Origin of the sequence: Streptomyces sp. NPDC052236 (assembly GCF_044548015.1) — a bacterium.
Classification (GTDB): domain Bacteria; phylum Actinomycetota; class Actinomycetes; order Streptomycetales; family Streptomycetaceae; genus Streptomyces.
The window spans coordinates 85,815-101,824 of the sequence record NZ_JBIUBL010000025.1 but is presented as its reverse complement, the minus strand read 5'-3'; the positions used below and the strand labels follow the sequence as shown (position 1 = coordinate 101,824).

The 16,010-nt window shown below is 71.8% G+C and carries 11 protein-coding genes; 6 read left to right on the top strand and 5 right to left on the bottom strand.

Annotation, left to right across the window (positions count from 1 at the left end; translation table 11 throughout):
* The first annotated feature begins 5 nt into the window (after window positions 1-5).
* Genes ACIHCQ_RS33150 through ACIHCQ_RS33140 form a run of 3 tightly spaced genes read left to right on the top strand, consistent with a single transcriptional unit; the run spans window position 6 to window position 3,368 of the window.
* Window positions 6-1,181, top strand: a complete 1,176-nt coding sequence (locus tag ACIHCQ_RS33150; RefSeq protein ID WP_399670801.1) for a toxic anion resistance protein — start codon at window positions 6-8, stop codon at window positions 1,179-1,181.
* Entirely contained in the window at window positions 1,178-2,752 is a 1,575-nt protein-coding gene (locus ACIHCQ_RS33145; RefSeq protein WP_399670798.1) for a substrate-binding domain-containing protein, read from the top strand. Before ACIHCQ_RS33150 ends, ACIHCQ_RS33145 begins: the two co-directional genes overlap by 4 nt.
* Window positions 2,739-3,368 (top strand): hypothetical protein, encoded by a 630-nt coding sequence (locus tag ACIHCQ_RS33140; protein WP_399670795.1) that lies wholly within the window; start codon window positions 2,739-2,741, stop codon window positions 3,366-3,368. Before ACIHCQ_RS33145 ends, ACIHCQ_RS33140 begins: the two co-directional genes overlap by 14 nt.
* A gap of 104 nt (window positions 3,369-3,472) precedes the next feature.
* Here ACIHCQ_RS33140 and ACIHCQ_RS33135 read toward each other — a convergent pair whose 3' ends face one another.
* The gene (locus ACIHCQ_RS33135) at window positions 3,473-6,247 is read right to left on the bottom strand and encodes a hypothetical protein (RefSeq protein WP_399670792.1); all 2,775 of its coding nucleotides are present in this window, start codon (window positions 6,245-6,247) and stop codon (window positions 3,473-3,475) included.
* 179 nt (window positions 6,248-6,426) lie between these two features.
* Complete coding sequence (locus ACIHCQ_RS33130; protein ID WP_399670789.1) at window positions 6,427-7,503, bottom strand: EamA family transporter; 1,077 nt, start codon at window positions 7,501-7,503, stop codon at window positions 6,427-6,429.
* Between the two features lie 106 nt (window positions 7,504-7,609).
* Here ACIHCQ_RS33130 and ACIHCQ_RS33125 point away from each other — a divergent pair, with 106 nt between their 5' ends.
* Entirely contained in the window at window positions 7,610-8,125 is a 516-nt protein-coding gene (locus tag ACIHCQ_RS33125; RefSeq protein WP_399670786.1) for a CGNR zinc finger domain-containing protein, read from the top strand.
* A 189-nt stretch (window positions 8,126-8,314) separates the two neighbouring features.
* Here ACIHCQ_RS33125 and ACIHCQ_RS33120 read toward each other — a convergent pair whose 3' ends face one another.
* The 3 genes from ACIHCQ_RS33120 to ACIHCQ_RS33110 all read right to left on the bottom strand — a co-directional run bounded on the left by ACIHCQ_RS33120 (window position 8,315) and on the right by ACIHCQ_RS33110 (window position 13,971).
* On the bottom strand, window positions 8,315-10,780 hold the full coding sequence (locus ACIHCQ_RS33120) for a SpoIIE family protein phosphatase (RefSeq protein ID WP_399670783.1): 2,466 nt from the start codon (window positions 10,778-10,780) through the stop codon (window positions 8,315-8,317).
* A 127-nt stretch (window positions 10,781-10,907) separates the two neighbouring features.
* On the bottom strand, window positions 10,908-12,596 hold the full coding sequence (locus ACIHCQ_RS33115; RefSeq protein WP_399670780.1) for a bifunctional 3'-5' exonuclease/DNA polymerase: 1,689 nt from the start codon (window positions 12,594-12,596) through the stop codon (window positions 10,908-10,910).
* An 85-nt stretch (window positions 12,597-12,681) separates the two neighbouring features.
* Window positions 12,682-13,971, bottom strand: coding sequence for a hybrid sensor histidine kinase/response regulator transcription factor (locus tag ACIHCQ_RS33110; RefSeq protein ID WP_399670777.1), 1,290 nt, complete (start codon window positions 13,969-13,971; stop codon window positions 12,682-12,684).
* A gap of 125 nt (window positions 13,972-14,096) precedes the next feature.
* Between ACIHCQ_RS33110 and ACIHCQ_RS33105 the strand changes: the two genes are divergently transcribed.
* Both ACIHCQ_RS33105 and ACIHCQ_RS33100 read left to right on the top strand, forming a co-directional pair.
* On the top strand, window positions 14,097-15,014 hold the full coding sequence (locus ACIHCQ_RS33105) for an NADP-dependent oxidoreductase (RefSeq protein ID WP_399670774.1): 918 nt from the start codon (window positions 14,097-14,099) through the stop codon (window positions 15,012-15,014).
* A gap of 118 nt (window positions 15,015-15,132) precedes the next feature.
* On the top strand, window positions 15,133-15,792 hold the full coding sequence (locus ACIHCQ_RS33100) for a lipoprotein (protein ID WP_399670771.1): 660 nt from the start codon (window positions 15,133-15,135) through the stop codon (window positions 15,790-15,792).
* Window positions 15,793-16,010: the final 218 nt, after the last annotated feature.

Genomic DNA, 16,010 nt, shown 5'->3' with positions numbered 1-16,010 from the left:
TATGAATGACCGAGCAGAACGAAGCCCTGATCCTCACACCGCCGGAGCCCGTCGCTCCCGTCCGCACCGAGCAGGCAGCCGGCCTGGTGCCGCTGGACGACTCCGTACGTACGGAGATGACCCGCCGCGCCACCGACTATGTCGCGTCACTGGCCGGACTCGACGCCCGCTCGCCCGAGTTCACCACCCGCATCGGCGAGATCGCGGCGCTGGGCTCGGGCGAGATCCGCAGCGCCGCCCAGCAGTCCAACCGGATGCTGGACCGCACCGTACGTTCCCTCTCCGTCGCCGGGGAGGACGCCCAGTCCCGGGTCGGCTCCTCGCTTGTCGAACTCCGGCGCACGGTCGAGGACCTGGACCCGCGCGACACTCCCGGCAGGGGCGCGCGCCGGCTGCTGTCGAAGCTGCCCGGCGGCAACAAGTTCCGTGACCATGTCGCGAAGTACGCCTCCTCGCAGGCCACTCTCAACAAGGTCGTGGGCTCGCTCCGCGGCGGCCAGGACGAACTGCGCCGGGACAACGCCGCGCTCCACACCGAGCGCGCCCGCCTGTGGGAGACGATGGGCAAACTCCAGGAGTACACGGTCCTGACCTCGGCGCTGGACGTGGCCATCGAGGAACGCGTCACCTCCGTCGAAGCGACGGACCCCACGCAGGCGGACGCACTGCGCGCGGATGTGCTCTTCCCGGTCCGGCAGAAGCATCAGGACCTGCTCACTCAGCTCGCGGTCTGCGCGCAGGGCTATCTGGCCATGGACGTCGTACGCCGCAACAACGAGGAGCTCATCAAGGGCGTCGACCGCGCGGCGACGACCACGGTCGCGGCGCTGCGCATCGCCGTGATGCTGGCGTCGGCGCTGGAGAACCAGCGCAAGGTGACCCAGCAGGTGGACGCCCTGCGCTCGACGACGGAGGACCTGATCCGCGGCAATGCGGAGATGCTCGCCTCCCAGAGCGGCGAGATCCAGCGCATCGCGGCGGATCCGGCGGTGGGGGCGGAGACGCTGCGCACGGCGTTCCAGCAGATCTATCAGACGCTGGACGCGATCGACACGTACAAGGCCCGGGCGACGGAGTCGATGGCGGCGACGGTGGAGTCCCTTACGGGCGAACTCCAGGCGGCCAGTGCGTACATCGACCGTACGCGGTCCACGAGCGCGCTCGACGGGGGTCCCGCATGAGACGCCCCGCGATACGCCCGCACCTGCTTCCGGTGCTTGTGCTCGTGCTCTTCGCTCTCGTGAGCGGCTGCAGCGGCAGCGGCAGCAGCAGCAGCGACGACCCCGCGCCCACCGCCAAGGGGAACAGCACCACCATCCGGGTGCTCGCGTCCAGTGAGCTCAGCGACATGGCACCCGTCCTCGACGCCGCCCGCGAAGCCACCGGCGTCACCGTGAAGGCGACCTGGAGCGGAACGCTCGACGCCGTCGAGCAGGTCGTGTCCGGGAAGGCCGACGGGGTGTACGACGCCGTGTGGCTGTCGTCCAACGACTATCTGCGGCTGCGTCCCGGCATCGGCGGGAAGATCAGTTCCGAGACGCCGGTCATGACCTCGCCCGTCGCCCTCGGGGTGCGGAACGAGGCCGTCAAGCGGCTCGGCTGGCAGCCCGCCCGGGTCACCTGGACGCAGGTCCACCGAGCCGTGGCCGACGGGAAGCTGACCTACGGGATGACCGACCCCGTACGCTCCAACTCCGGCTTCTCCGCGCTGATCTCGGTCGCCTCCGGGCTCTCCGGCGCCCAGTCCGCGCTCACCGACGCGGATGTCCGGCGCGCCACGCCCAGGCTCAAGGAGTTCTTCGCCGGACAGCAGCTCACCTCCGGCTCCTCCGGATGGCTGGCCGCCGCGTACGAGCGGCGCGGCACCGTCGACGCGCTCGTCAACTACGAGTCGGTACTGCTGTCCATGAAGGGGCTCACCGTCATCCGGCCCAGCGACGGCGTCGTGACGGCGGACTACCCCTTCACTCTCCTCACGTCCGCTCCCCAGAAAGCCCGTGAGGCGGGCCGCGCCCTGACCGAGTATCTGCGCAGCCCCGAAGCGCAGCGGGCGATCACCGAGAAGACGCTGCGGCGGCCCGTTGTCGCCGGCGTGCGGCCCGCCGCCGCGCTGGACGCCGCGCCGCGGCGCGAGCTGCCCTTCCCCGGTACGCGATCCGTCGCCGACGGGCTTCTCGACGCGTACGAGAACAAGTTGCGCCGCCCCTCCCGCACGGTCTACGTGCTCGATACCTCGGGCTCGATGAAGGGCGACCGGCTCACGCGTCTCAAGGCCGCGTTCACCGAGCTGACCGAGGAGTTCCGGGACCGCGAGGAGGTGACGCTCATGCCGTTCGGCTCGACCGTCAAACAGGTCCGTACGCATACGGTCGACCCGGCGAGCCCCACCACCGCCCTGGCCGCGATCCGTGCCGACGCCGGCGCGCTGACCGCCGACGGCGGGACGGCGATCTACAGCAGCCTGGAGGAGGCGTACAAGCGGCTGGGCGCCGCGGACTCCTCCGAGACCTTCACCTCTGTCGTGCTGATGACGGACGGCGCGAACACCGAGGGCATTTCGTCCCGGGCCTTCGAGGCTTTCTACCGGAGGCTGCCCGCCGAGCGCCGGCACACCCCCGTGTTCCCCATTCTCTTCGGCGACTCCGACCGTACGGAGCTGTCGGACATCGCCGCCCTCACCGGCGGCCGGCTCTTCGACGCGACGAAGGGCTCGCTGGACGGCGCCTTCGAGGAGATCCGTGGATACCAATAAGCCTGCTAAGCCTGCCCAGGGACTCCTCCGGTATCTGGAGTCCCGGAAGAACCTCGCCGGGTGTGCGCTGGGGCTCGTCGGGCTGGCCCTGACCTTCGCCGGGCTCGCGGGCGCGTACTGGCCGTTCGTGATCGCGGGACTGTACGGCGCCGGGGCGCTGATCGCCCCGCCCGAGCGCCCGGCGGCACCCGGCTTCGCCGACGCGGTCGCTCAGCTGGATCAGCTGCGCGACGACTTCGCCACCCTCCACGGCTATCTGGGCGAGGTCGATCTGCCACCCGCGGCGGCCGGCAAACTCACCGAGCTCAACGGCCTCATCGCCGTGCTGCTGGAGCCCGGCTGGGTCACCGACGCGCTCGCCGTGGACCCGGAGGCAGTGCACTCGCTGTCCCGGGCGATCCGCCAGGACATCCCCGAGTCGGTGGACACCTACAACCGCACCCGCTGGTGGACCCGGCTCAACCCGGGCACCGAGTCGCCCGAACGCCATCTGGAGCGACAGCTCGGGCTGCTCTTCGACGAGGCGGACGCCATCGCCACCGCCCTGCGTGAGGTGGAGTCCCGTCGTCAGCAGACTCACACCCGCTATCTGGAGGACCGTAACGGCGCCCCATAGAAGACCCCCCGGCAAAGGGCGCGGGGCGCCGAAGACTTCCGGCACCCCGCGCCCGCTTTCCGCACCGCTTTCCGCACCGCCTGGTGTGCGTCCTGCTGTGCGTTCTACTGTGCGTCCACCACCGTGCCGGTGAGCACCGGGCCCTCCACGGACCCGTCCTCTCCGTCGTAGACGCGCGTCTGGAGCCGCAGCAGTTCCTCCGGCTCGCCGATCCCGTCCGCGAGGGTGGGGACCGTGATCTCGCTGCTCAGCTGCCCCGCGGGTACATCGGCGTACAAGAAGAGTCCTTCCACCTCGGACAACGCTCGCGCCGGGTCCGGAGACTCCTCCTCCCGGGAGTGCTCCGCGAACCAGACCGGGTCGACATCCTTGCTGGACAGCTCGACGCCGTCGCTCACCGGCAGGACATTCACATCGATCCACATATCGGCGTCGGCGACCGCCGACATCGTCAGCCGCCAGGTCAGAGTGCCCCCTTCGGTGACCCGGTCCGCGACCGGCTTCACGCTGATCGTGGGCATCGGGTCGTCGTCCTCCACGGTCAGGCCGCCCCGGTGGGAGCCGACCACCGCGTTCCGGACCGCCTTCACGAACACGGTGTGGCTTGTGCCGCGACCGAAGCGGGTGTTGCCGTGGACATCGACCGGTACGTCGACGGTCTGGCTGCCCGGCCGCACCGTCACCAGCCGGGACGTGGACTCGTCCGTGGCCGGATCGGTCACGAACAGCCGGACCTGGCCGCTGCCCTGCCCCGAGACCCGTACCGGCACGGAAAAGGTCCGCACTCCGGAATCGCCTTCATCGACCGTCAGCCGGCCGATGTCGACGCGAGGCTGCTGGGTCGGCCGCACGGCGGGCGTGCCGGGGCGCCAGCCCCAGGCGTCCACCAGCCAGGCCTGACCGGACCCGCTGCGGGGCGTCAGCTCCAGGCTCTTCAACCGCCTCAGGTCCAGACCGGCCCGGGCCGCGGCCGTCAGCGGTACGCGTACCTCCCGCGCCCAGTACGAGGCTGTCCGCTCGCTTCCCGGCAGCCCGTCGACACGGACCCGGCCGAGGGTCGCCCGCCGGCCGGTGGCGTCGGCGACGGAGACGTCCATCGAGGTGCCGGTGGTGTTCGGCGGGACGATGACCCGAAGGGTCAGCGCCTGGGCGCCGGCGAGGGAGACCGGCCGCACGGGACTCATCCGCACCACGGAGCCGGGTGCCGACCAGCGCAACGCCACCGCGTGGCGGCCCGGTTCCGGCGACGTCTCCCACTCTGCGAAGTGCGGCGAGGCCCCGGGCTCCTCCGGGTTGAGGCAGGCGGTGGCCGGGTCGGCATCCACCTGCGCGCACAGCCGGCCGCCGTTCACCGCGACCGACGCGTCCGGCAGGAACGAGCCGGTCCGGTTGGCGCCGACGGCGTGCGTGAGTACGCGAGCGGGGCCCGCCGACTTCGCCCGTACGCTCGAGCCGTCCAGGAGCGGACGTACCCGGTCGTCACCCGCGACGAACAACCTGGCCGCGGCGGCGATGTACGTGGAGCCGACGGCCTGTTGCCGCGTGGCGGTCAGCCGGGTCGCCGTGCCCACCGAGCACACCGGGTCCGGTTGTTCTTCGTCCTCATAGAAGTCGTCGTTGGCCGGCGCCTCGGCCTGCCCCGGCGTCCACTCGCTGTTGAAGAAGTTGTGGTTGGCGCCCGTCACATAGACCGCGCTGTGCAGGGCGGCACCACGGCTGACACCGCGCGTGCCGTCCACGTAGATCTCACCCTGCAGATCCGAGACGTCGCCGTCGCAGCCGGGCAGGATCGTCACGGACGGCACCTCGGGCGCCGGATTCTGCCCGAAGATGGTGGGGCCGATGAGGACGGTGCCGCGGATCTTCCAGCGCACCGGGCCCCGGTAACCGTCCTGGTCGGCGGGCGGCTTGGAGAGGCTGTCCATCGCGGCCCGGTTCACGCCCTCCCCGCCCCGTGAATGGCCGACCAGCAGCACCCGGGACAAGTCGGCGGGCGGTGCCGCCCGTACGCTCGCGGGTGCCGTGGCGCGGTCGGCACCCGCCCAGGCCGCCCAGCGGGCGAGGTGCAGCCGTACCAGGGACGAGCGGGCCTGCGCCCCGCCGTCGTCGGCCAAGTAGTCCTGCCCGTTGATGCCGTTGGCGGAGATGGACACCGTGACGTACCCCTGGGACGCCAGGACCTTCTGGGCACTCAGGTAGCCGCGGTGGCTCGGTATCGGCTGCTCGCCGGCCGGGCATGGCCACTCGCCCGAAATCTCGCCCTCGGGGGTGAAGCAGGTGGAATGGCGGCCGTGCAGGAGCAACGCCAGCGGGCGGCGGCCCGGGGCACCGGCCGGCGCCACCACCTCCGCGCGCATCTCCACGGGAGCGGGGAAGCCGGGCAGCTGTACCGACTTGAGCGTGTACTCGCCGGTGACCGTCCGGTACGGGCCCGGGACACCGGGGTCGACGGGGTTGGCCGGCAGTGGGAGACCCGGCAGCTTCGCCACGGGTGGTACGGAGCGTCGGCCCCGGGCGCCTGCCTCGGCGCCCGCCTTGGCGCCCGCTTTGGCACCGGCTTCGTCGAGGCGGCGCCCACCGGCGCGTACCTGCAACTCCGTCACCGGTCCCAGCTGTACGCCGGCGAGGCTGAGGCTGAACGCACGGCGGTCCTTCGCGGCCACGGGCGTGCCGAGGAGCCGTTCTCCGGCGTAGAACTCGACCTGGGCGTCGCCCATGGGCACCGGCTTGGCCGAGTGCCAGGTCAGCTGCTGACCGGAGTCGCCGCCTGTGAACTGCCAACCCTCCGGGAGTTCGCCGTCCGGGCTGGTCCGTGGCGCGGACGGCAGGGGAGCGGCCGACTGATGAGCACTCGCCGGCCCTGGCGAGGCCACGGCCATGGTGAGTAACGCCGTAGCGGCGACCAATATGCTCCGGGCCCCAATCAATGTGCTCCTCCTGGTGGTTGGCACTCCTGCCGAGGCGTCCGGGATTTTTCGGGCGCCTCTTCTACCACACGAGGATGTGAATCAAGACCAAAGGGTTGCTTGGCGTTACTGCCCGGGCGTCCGGTCGGCTCTCACCTGAGTGACTTCGCTGCCGGGACCGACCTCAGCAGGTGACCGTCCACCAGCACCGTCAGGCAGCCGCATGGTGACGTGCAGTATTCGACCAGGCCCTCCGTCGTACGGTGCTGGGATTCCAGCGTCCAGGTGAAGTCGCCCGGCCGTCCGCAGATCGGGCACTGGTCCTCGCCCCGGGGCTCCGGGGCGTGCGAGGGCTCGGGAGCGTGGTCGTCGGCGTCGCGCGGGTCCCGTGAGGCGCCGATGGACCACGCCGTCGCCCCGACCACCAGCGCGAGCGCCAGCACCTGCCGTGAGGTGAGGTGTTCGTCGAGGAACAGAGCACCCACCGCCGCGCCCACCGCCGGGCTCAGCGAGAGCAGGATCCCGAAAGTGCGGACGCTCACGCGGCGGAGGACCGTCATGTCCAGGGCGTACGGGATGAGGGAGGACAGCACCGCCACCAGCAGGCCCACGCCGAGCAGACCCGGGTGCGCGGCCAGCTCGGGGGCTCCGGACAGAACCGCCACCGGGGTCAGCGCGCACGCGCCCACCGCCAGCGCCAGCGTGAGGCCGCTCGCGTCCGGGAACCGCCGGCCCACGCGGCGGCTGAGCACGACGTAGGCGGCGCGGCAGAGCGCCGCCGAGGCGGCGAGCAGCAGGCCCGCCGCAGGGAGACCGCCGTCCGGGGTCGCCAGCAGTAGGACGCCGAGCAGTGCCAGCAGCCCCGCGGCCAGGTCCCTCGTGCGGCGGGACAGGGCGATCGCGAGCGTCAGCGGGCCCAGCAGTTCCACCGTCGATGCGATGCCGATCGGCAGATACCTGATGGCCTGGAAGTACGCGACGTTCATGGCCGCGAGGACCAGGCCGAGCGCGATCACGGCCCGCCACTGGCGCCCGTCGAGCCGCCGGGGGCTGGGACGGACGATCGCCCACATGATCAGGGCGGAGAACAGCAGTCGCATACCCGCCAGCGCGGTGGGTCCGACCTGTGGATATACGCCCTTGGCCACCGCGGATCCGAGGTGCAGGCTGCAGATCTGCGCCAGCACCAGAGCCAGCGGAAGCAAGCTCGCGTGACGATGCCTGGACATCCTGGACATGGCGTGCGGCTCCCTCTTGGACGCCCTCTTGGACCCCTTTGGGCGCCCTTTTGGACTCCCTCTTCGGTCGGGATCACCACCATGCTGTAATTGCTTTATGCAGTTCAACCATTACGGGGGTGAGGCGGCCCGCCTTGCCGCCACTCTCGCCAACAGCCGTTCCCCGTGGACGCCGGAGGAGCTGGAGCGCATCCTCGGCGCTCATGGATCGAGCGGGCGCGTCCTCTCCCCGGCGCAGACGCGCGAGGTCTGGGAGTGGAGCCGGCGGCTCGGTGTCTGCTTCGGGGAGCAGCCCGTCGACCGGCGCTGTGCGGAGATCAACGCCCTGCTGGTGGAATCCGCCAGCCGTCCGCACATTTCGCTGCACGACGGGACGCCCCATCTGCACTACAGCTCCGACGGCGCCGACCCCGCCGCGCACATCAAGGCCCTCACCGCCGCAGGGCTGTCCTACGTTGTGTGCTTCGCGGCCCCGGGGCGGCTAGGCAGGTGTGCACGCGAGACCTGTGACCTGGTCTTCGTCGACACCTCACGCAACGGCCGGCGTACCTACTGCTCCCTCAGGTGCGCCAACAACGACGCCGTACAGCGGCACCGCGGGAAAAAGGGCTGAAACGTCTTATCGGCCGCCTCACTGACCAGAGACGCTGCAACTCCGAAAGCTTGCTCGAAATCTCGCTGGTGTCCATCCCCTCGGCCCCCAGGCGGAGCACACCGATCTCACGCACGGACCTGGCCGGTGGCGGCCCCGCCGCCGAGCCGTAAAGCGTTCTGACAAGGCATCAGCCTGGCCGGCCGTGCCTCAGCCAAGGGGGAACTTGGCCCAGATGGTCTTGCCTGTGTACGTCTGGCGGGTGCCCCAGTCCTGAGTGAGCTGCGCGACCAGCAGCAGGCCACGGCCCCCTTCGTCGAAGATCCGGGCCCGGCGCAGATGCGGGGCGGTGCTGCTGGCGTCGGAGACCTCGCAGATGAGAGCGGAGTCATGGATCAGCCGTAGCTGGATGGGCGGCGCGGCGTGCCGGATGGCGTTGGTGACCAGCTCGCTGACCACCAGCTCCGCGACGAACCCCGCCGCCTCCAGATGCCAGGCGGCCAGCTGCCTGCGGACGCCTCTACGGGTCTCGGCGACCGCGGCGGGGTCGGGCCGTATGTCCCAGGTGGCGACATGGGCCGCGTCCAGGGCACGCGTACGGGCCAGCAGCAACGCCACATCGTCGGTGGGGCGGTCGGGCAGCAGCGACTTGAGCACGGTGTCGCAGGTGGCTTCCAGCGACGGGGCCGGCTGGGCCAGCACTTCGCGCAGCGCGCCGAGGCCTACGTCGATGTCGCGGTCACGGGCCTCGATGAGACCGTCCGTGTACAGGGCGAGGATGCTCCCTTCGGGCAGCTCCAGCTCCGTGGCTTCGAAGGGCAGGCCGCCCAGCCCCAGGGGCGGGCCCGCGTGGAGGTCGAGCAGCTCGACGGTGCCGCCCGGGGTCACCAGCGCGGGCGAGGGGTGGCCCGCGCGGGCCAGGGTGCAGCGGCGGGAGACCGGGTCGTACACGGCGTACAGGCAGGTGGCGCCGATATCGCCGAAGTCGCGGAAACCGGCCGCGATGGCGGATTCGCTGTCGGCGGTCTCGGCGGCCTCGGAGGCCAGCCGGTTCACGACATCGTCCAGGTGCGTGAGCAGTTCGTCGGGCGGCAGGTCGACATCGGCGAGCGTGCGTACGGCGGTGCGGAGCAGTCCCATGGTGGCCGAGGCCTGGATGCCGTGGCCGACGACATCGCCGACGACGAGGGCGACCCGGGCGCCCGACAGCGGGATCACATCGAACCAGTCGCCGCCGATGCCCTCCTGTGTGCTGGCGGGCAGATAGCGGGAGGCGAACTCGACGGCGGCCTGCCGGGGCAGTCGTTGCGGCAGCAGACTGCTCTGGAGGGTGAGAGAGGTTGCGCGCTCGCGGGCGTAGCGGCGGGCGTTGTCGATGCATATGGCCGCCCTGGCGGTGATCTCCGCGCCCAGCAGTAGATCGTCCTGCTCGAAGGGGACCGGGTGCCGGTGCCGGGAGAAGGTCGCCACGCCGAGGGTGATGCCGCGGGCGCGTATCGGTACCGCCATCACCGAGTGGAAGCCGTACTGCAGCACCCGTTCGGCCCGGTCCGGGGCCTGGGCCGCCCACTCGACCACCGTGGCGGGGCCGGTCCTGCGGATCAGCGGGCGACCGGCGGCCAGGCACTCGGCCACGGGCGTCCCGTCCGGGTACGCGGTCATCTTTCCGCGCTCGACCACGGCCTCGGGGCAGCCGTCGAGGACCGACTGGTGCGCGACCCGGCGCAGCATCACGGGGCTGGGCGGTGTGCCCGCGCGCGGTTCGTCGCCGCCCTCGATGGAGGGGAGCAGATCGACGGTGGCGAAGTCCGCGAGCTGCGGAATGGCCACGTCCACGAGTTCCTGGGCGGTGCGGGAGAGGTCCAGGGTGGAGCCGATGCGGATGCTGGCGTCGTTGAGCAGGGCGAGCCGCCGCTGGGCCAGGTGCTGCTCGGTCACGTCGTGCGCGGCGAGGATCACCCCCCGCGTCTTTCCCTCGGCGTTCCGCACCGGAGCGAGGGACGTCAACCAGACGCTCTCGCCCCGGTGGCCCGGCAGGTTCATGGTGGTGTCCACCTGCTGTCGCTCGCCGGTCTCCAGCGCCTGCCGTATGTGCTGCTCGATCCATTGGATCTGTGGGTGGATCACGATCTCCGACAGGCGCAGCCCGCGCATCGCGTCCTCGGGCAGGCCCATCGTGCGCTCCATGTCCGCGTTCACCCGCAGCAGCCGCAGGTTCGTGTCGTAGAGCGCCATCTTGCACGGGGACTCGGTGAACGCGGGCATCATCAGCGGCTCGTCCTCGGGAGGCGGCGACGGGCCTCCCAGCGGCGAGACCAGCAGCCATTCGACGGCGGCGGCGTTGCCGTCGCCGTCGCTGTCCGGCTCCAGGTGGTGGGCCAGCAGGCTCACCGCGACCCGGTGCCCGTCCCGGTGCAGCAGCGTCAGCGTGCCGTCCCACCTCGGCAGCGTCTCCAGGGCCCGCAAGGTCTCGGCGGGCGGCTCCTCGGCGAGCAGCCTGGCCGCGGCCCGGCCCACGACCTCCGCGGGCCGGTAGCCGAGCAGCCGCTGGGCTCCCTCGCTCCAGCCGGTCACGAGGCCACGCGCGTTCACGGTGGCTCTGGCCGTGTCCGCCTGGCCGGCGGGAGCCTTTGACCGCGCCGCCCCATTGCCCCTGACGGTTTCAGATCTCCTCATGCCGCTCATCTCGCCCTTGCGTCATTGCTTCCACCATGGGCCGCAGCTCGCTCAGGGGCAACCGATGGCCGGACGGACAAGGTCCGACGATCGACGGCGTACGTCAGGGTTCACGTGGGGGTCCAGGTCACTTCGCGTCGGCGTAGCACTCCACCACCGCCGTCGTGAACGGAAACCGCACCGGCGTATCCCCGAAGGCGATCCGCCCGGCCAGCTCCCCGGCCGCGCGGATCGCAGCCGCCACCCCCTCCGCCTCCTCCGCCGGACAGTGCACGATCACCTCGTCGTGCTGGAAGAACACCAGCTCCGCGCGCATCGGAGCAATAGCCTGCCGCAGTGCCGCCAGCATCAGCAGCGCCCAGTCGGCCGCGCTGCCCTGCACCACGAAGTTGCGGGTGAACCGGCCACGCGCCCGGGCGTTCGACGAGGCGTAGCCCGGCGTGAACTCCGTGTTCCCGGAGGGGAGCTCTGTGCTCTCCTGCGGGATGCCCGCCTCCTCGTCGTCGCCCGCCCCGGCCGCGCGCGGGCTGGTCCGGCCCAGCCAGGTCCGTACGAGACGGCCTTCCTCGCCGTCCCGCGCCGCGTCGTCCACGTACCCCACGGCCTTCGGGAATCTGCGTCTGAGCATGGCCAGGTTCTTCAGCCCGTCGCCCGAGGTCTGGCCGTAGATCGCGCCCAGCAGCGCCAGCTTGGCGTCGTCGCGGTCGCCGGAGAACGCCCGGTCGGAGAGCGCCTTGTACAGGTCGCCGTCGTGTCCCGCGACCTCCATCAGGCCGCGGTCACGGGAGATCGCGGCCAGCACCCGGGGCTCCATCTGGTCGGCGTCCGCGACCACCAGTCGCCAGCCCTCGTCCGCGACCACCGCCCGCCGGATCACCTTCGGGATCTGCAGCGCCCCGCCCCCATTGGTCGTCCAGCGGCCGGAGACCGTACCGCCGGGCAGATACTCGGGCCGGAACCGGCCGTCCCGTACCCAGTCCTGGAGCCAGCTCCAGCCGTGCGCCACCCAGATCCGGTACAGCTTCTTGTACTCGATCAGCGGCTTCACGGCCGGATGGTCGAGCTCCGCCAGCTCCCAGCGGCGCGTCGACTTCACCCTGATGCCCGCCTGCGCGAACGCCTTCACCACATCCGCGGGCAGATCCGGCCGCACCCGCCGCCCGAACGCCGCCGACACCTCGTCCGCCAGCTCCGCCAGCCTGCGCGGCTCGCCCCCGCCCGCGTACCGCTCGCCGAGCAGCTCATGCAGCAGATCCCGGTGCACATCGGCCCGCCACGGCAGCCCCGCGACGTTCATCTCGGCGGCCACGAGCATCGCGGCCGACTCGGCGGCGGTGAGCAGCCGCAGCCGCCCCGGGTGCTCGGCGGCGGCGTGTCTTCGCTGCTGCTCGGCGTAGACCTCAAGGAGCGCTTCGAGCGGTACGGAGGCGGGCTGCGGCTCGAAGAGGGAGGACTGCGAGCCGGGCACGGCCGCGCGCGGCGGCGGATCGGGCGGTACGGGCCCGCGGTGCAGCCGCGCCCAGGCCGCCGCGGCAGACCGGGGCTCCCCGAGCCGCCCCTCGTGGCCGAGCACCAGCAGCTCGGCGGCCTCGATGTCGTAACACCGCTCGACGCGGACCCCGGCCGCCAGCAGCCGCGGACAGATCTCGGCGGTGGAGCGCCACACCCACCGCCCGACCTCGGGCAGCCGGGACCGGACGGCCTCGACCAGATCGGGTTCTTCCAGGACGGGTCCGGCGGGCAGGGAGTCGGGGCCGAGGGGGACGAGCCGTGCCCCGTCTCCCTCGGTAGTCGCCAGAGCCCATCGTTCGCTCATGGGTGCGAGTGTGGCAGCAGCCACTGACAACGCCCGTGACCTGGGACGACCCGCCCTAGGGCGACACGCCCTAGGGCGACACGCCCTACGCCGCCGCGTGGAAGAGCGCCGACGCCTCGCCCCGCGAGGCGACCCCCAGCTTGGTCAGGATGTTCGCCACATGGAACTTCACCGTCGACTCGCTGATGTGCAACTGCTCCGCGATCACCCGGTTGCGGTGCCCGCGGGCCAGATACGTCAGCACCTCCAGCTCCCGTGCCCCCAGTGAGCCGAGAGGAGCGGCGGGCGCGGTCTCCGGCGCCCCCAGCGGGATCGTCGCCGTGACCGTCGTACCCCAGCCCGGCACCGCGTCCACGTCCAGCCGCCCGCCCAGCGCGGCGAGCCGCTCGCCCACCCGGTGCGGGGTGAACGTGCAGGCAGAGAGGGAGCCGGGCCCGTCGTCCCGTACCGTCGCCCGCAGTTCGCTCTCGGTGAGGTGCCAGCCGACGTGGACCCGGCCCACCTCCACCTGCTCCAGCGCGGTCATCAGCACCACCCGCACGACTGCCCGCGCCGCGTGCGCCACATCGGAGGCCAGCGGGCGGCTGGAGTCGGGCGCGCCCAGCTCCAGACGGACCGGGCTGTGGCGCACCAAGGGCCGGAGCGAGTCCGCGAGCCGGGCGAAGGCCGCCCCGGCGGGCTCCTCGGCGACCGCCCGGTCCCGTTCCGTCTCGGCGCGCAGTTCGAGCAGCGCGCTCACCGCCAGCTCGACGGCGGTGGCGCGGGCCCCGGCATCGTCCAGATTCCGGCTGCGGAGCACACCGAGCAGCCCGGACAGCGCGGTCGCATGCGCCTCGCTCAGCTCGGCGATCACCCTGGCCCGCTCCCCGGCGGAGGCCCGCGACTGGGCGAGGGTGGTCGGCACCGCCTCGGTGGCGAGCCGGTCGCGGTGGCTGGTCACCAGGGACCACATGGCCTGTACGACGGCGGTGTCCGATGCGGCGAGCGCGCTGCCCTCGCTCCGTACGAGCACGAGCAGCGCCCCTCGCGGCGTCGCGTCGCTCGCCACCGCGAGCACCGGGTGCTCGGCCCCGCCGATCCTGGCGGTGCCCTGCCAGGGCTGCCCGTCGGCCACCGAGGCGACCAGCCGATGCAGGTCGGCGGCGGTGATCCGGTGGAGGAGGGAGCTGTCGCCGTGCGTCTTGCCGTACGCCTTGCTGTACGCCTTGAACGGGGAGTGCGCGCACTGCGGCGACAGTTCCGCCGCGGCCACATGCGGCACGAGCCTCTCCAGCGTGGCGGACAGCCGCGGCAGGATCTCGCCCATCGGCTGCCGGAGTACGTCGGAGGCGGCGGCCAGGGCGGACGCGGCGGACACGGATCCGGTGAGTTCCATGACGGCCAGCGTACGGCCGGGCCGGGCGCGGGCCCCTGTTCCTTCGGCCAGGTCGAACTGTCCGAAAGACGGGCCGGGCCTGGCCCGCGCGACACCGAGAGTTGATCACGGCGGAAGGAGCCACCATGGAAGCGATCGTCTTCGAAGAGTTCGGCGGATCCGAGGTACTGCGTCTCACGCAGGTCGAAGAGGTGCACGCAGGCCCCGGCCAGGTGCGGGTCAAGGTCAAGGCGGCCGGGGTGAACCCGGTCGACTACAAGATCCGTAACGGCTGGATGGACCAGCTCTTCCCGACCACGTTCCCCGCGGTCCCCGGCCTGGAGTTCGCCGGCATCGTGGACGAGGTCGGCGAGGGAGTGACGGGTACCGCGGTCGGTGACGAGGTCGTGGGGTGGAGCGTCACCGGCGCGTATGCCACCTACGCCCTGGCCGAGTCCTTCACCCGCAAGCCCGCCGGACTCGACTGGGCTCAGGCCGCGGCCCTGCCGATCGCGGTCGAGACCGCCCAGCGGGTGCTCGACCTGCTCGGTGTCCGGAGCGGCGAGACGCTGCTGCTGCACGGGGCCGCGGGCGCGGTCGGCGCGGCCGCCGTCCAGCTGGCGGTGGCGGCCGGTGCGACGGTGATCGGCACCGCCTCCCCGGCCAACCACGGCTACCTGCGGGAGCTGGGCGCGATCCCGGTGGCGTACGGCGACGGGCTGGTCGAGCGCGTTCGCGCGGTCGCTCCCCAGGGCGTGGCCGCCGTTTTCGACGCGGCCGGCAAGGGCGCGCTCCCGGCCTCGGTCGAGCTGCGAGGCGGCACGACCGACCGGATCGTCACCATCGCGGACCCGGACGCGGCGGCGCACGGGGTGACGTTCTCCGCGAAGACCATGGAGCGTCCGGAGATCGCCCTGGCGGAACATGTCCGGTCGGCGGCGCGGGGCGGGCTCAGGATTCCGGTGGTGGAGAGCTTCCCGCTGGAGGCGGCGGCCAAGGCCCAGGCGCTGAGCGAGGCCGGTCATGTGAGGGGGAAACTGCTGATCGTTCCGACGGGGGCGTAAGAGGTACGGATGACTTCCCCCGCTGGTCGGCTCTCTAGGATCCATCGTGTTTGCCGAACTGAGCCAGGAACCAGGGTGGGGATTCGTAGTGAGAAGTCTGGTGCCAGCAGTGCTGGTGATGGGGATGGTACTGACCGGCTGTTCGACGGAGCCGGAGACGGAGACGGAGCCGGAGCCGGAGAGACCCGCGGCGGCCACGAAGGCCGCCGCGGAGAAGACGGGGGAGAAGGCGGGGGAGAAGGCGGGGGAGAAGACAGCGGAGCCGCCGAAGCCGGCCGCCGAGAAGGGCGGCACGGTCGGTGCTGCGGGGTCGGCGTGCGTCCTGCCGGTCTCGTTCGACCTCGCGGCCGACTGGAAGCCGGAGGCAGTCAAGGCGGACACCGGAGGGGAGTTCGGGGGGCTGTTCACCCAGGGCACGGTCACACTCGCCTGCGAGATCGATGCGAAGCCGGCCGGGAACATCGGCTACATCCGCGTGTGGACCGGAGGCAAGAGCGGCGAGGACGTACGCAAGGCGCTCGAAGCGTTCGTCGCGGATGAGGCGAAGAGCCGGAAGCAGGAGGTCTACAAGGAGATCAAGGCGGGCGACCTCGCCGTCACCGAGGTCACCTACCTCAACACCGGCGAGCTCCTGGACGCGCCGAAGAACGAGCGGGCGTTCGCCGTCACGACCGGGCGCGGCGTGGTCGTCGTGCACCTGGGCGGACTCGACTCCGAGGAGCACAAGCAGATGCTCCCCGCCTACGAACTGGCGAAGAAGAGCGTGCGCACCACCTGAAGCTCCCCGGGGTCGTAGCCCCCGCTCCGCCGCGCGGCGGAGCGGGACACTCCCGTACGTAGGGCGAGCTCGTCCCGGGGCTGCTGGGCGCGGGACTGGGCGACGGATTCGACGGCAGCCCGTTCCAGAACGCGCTGCTGATCATCTGATACGACCCGCTGCTGGCGGCGGTGGCGATCGCGTACGACCGCCGCAGGCGCGCGGAGCGTACCCGCGGA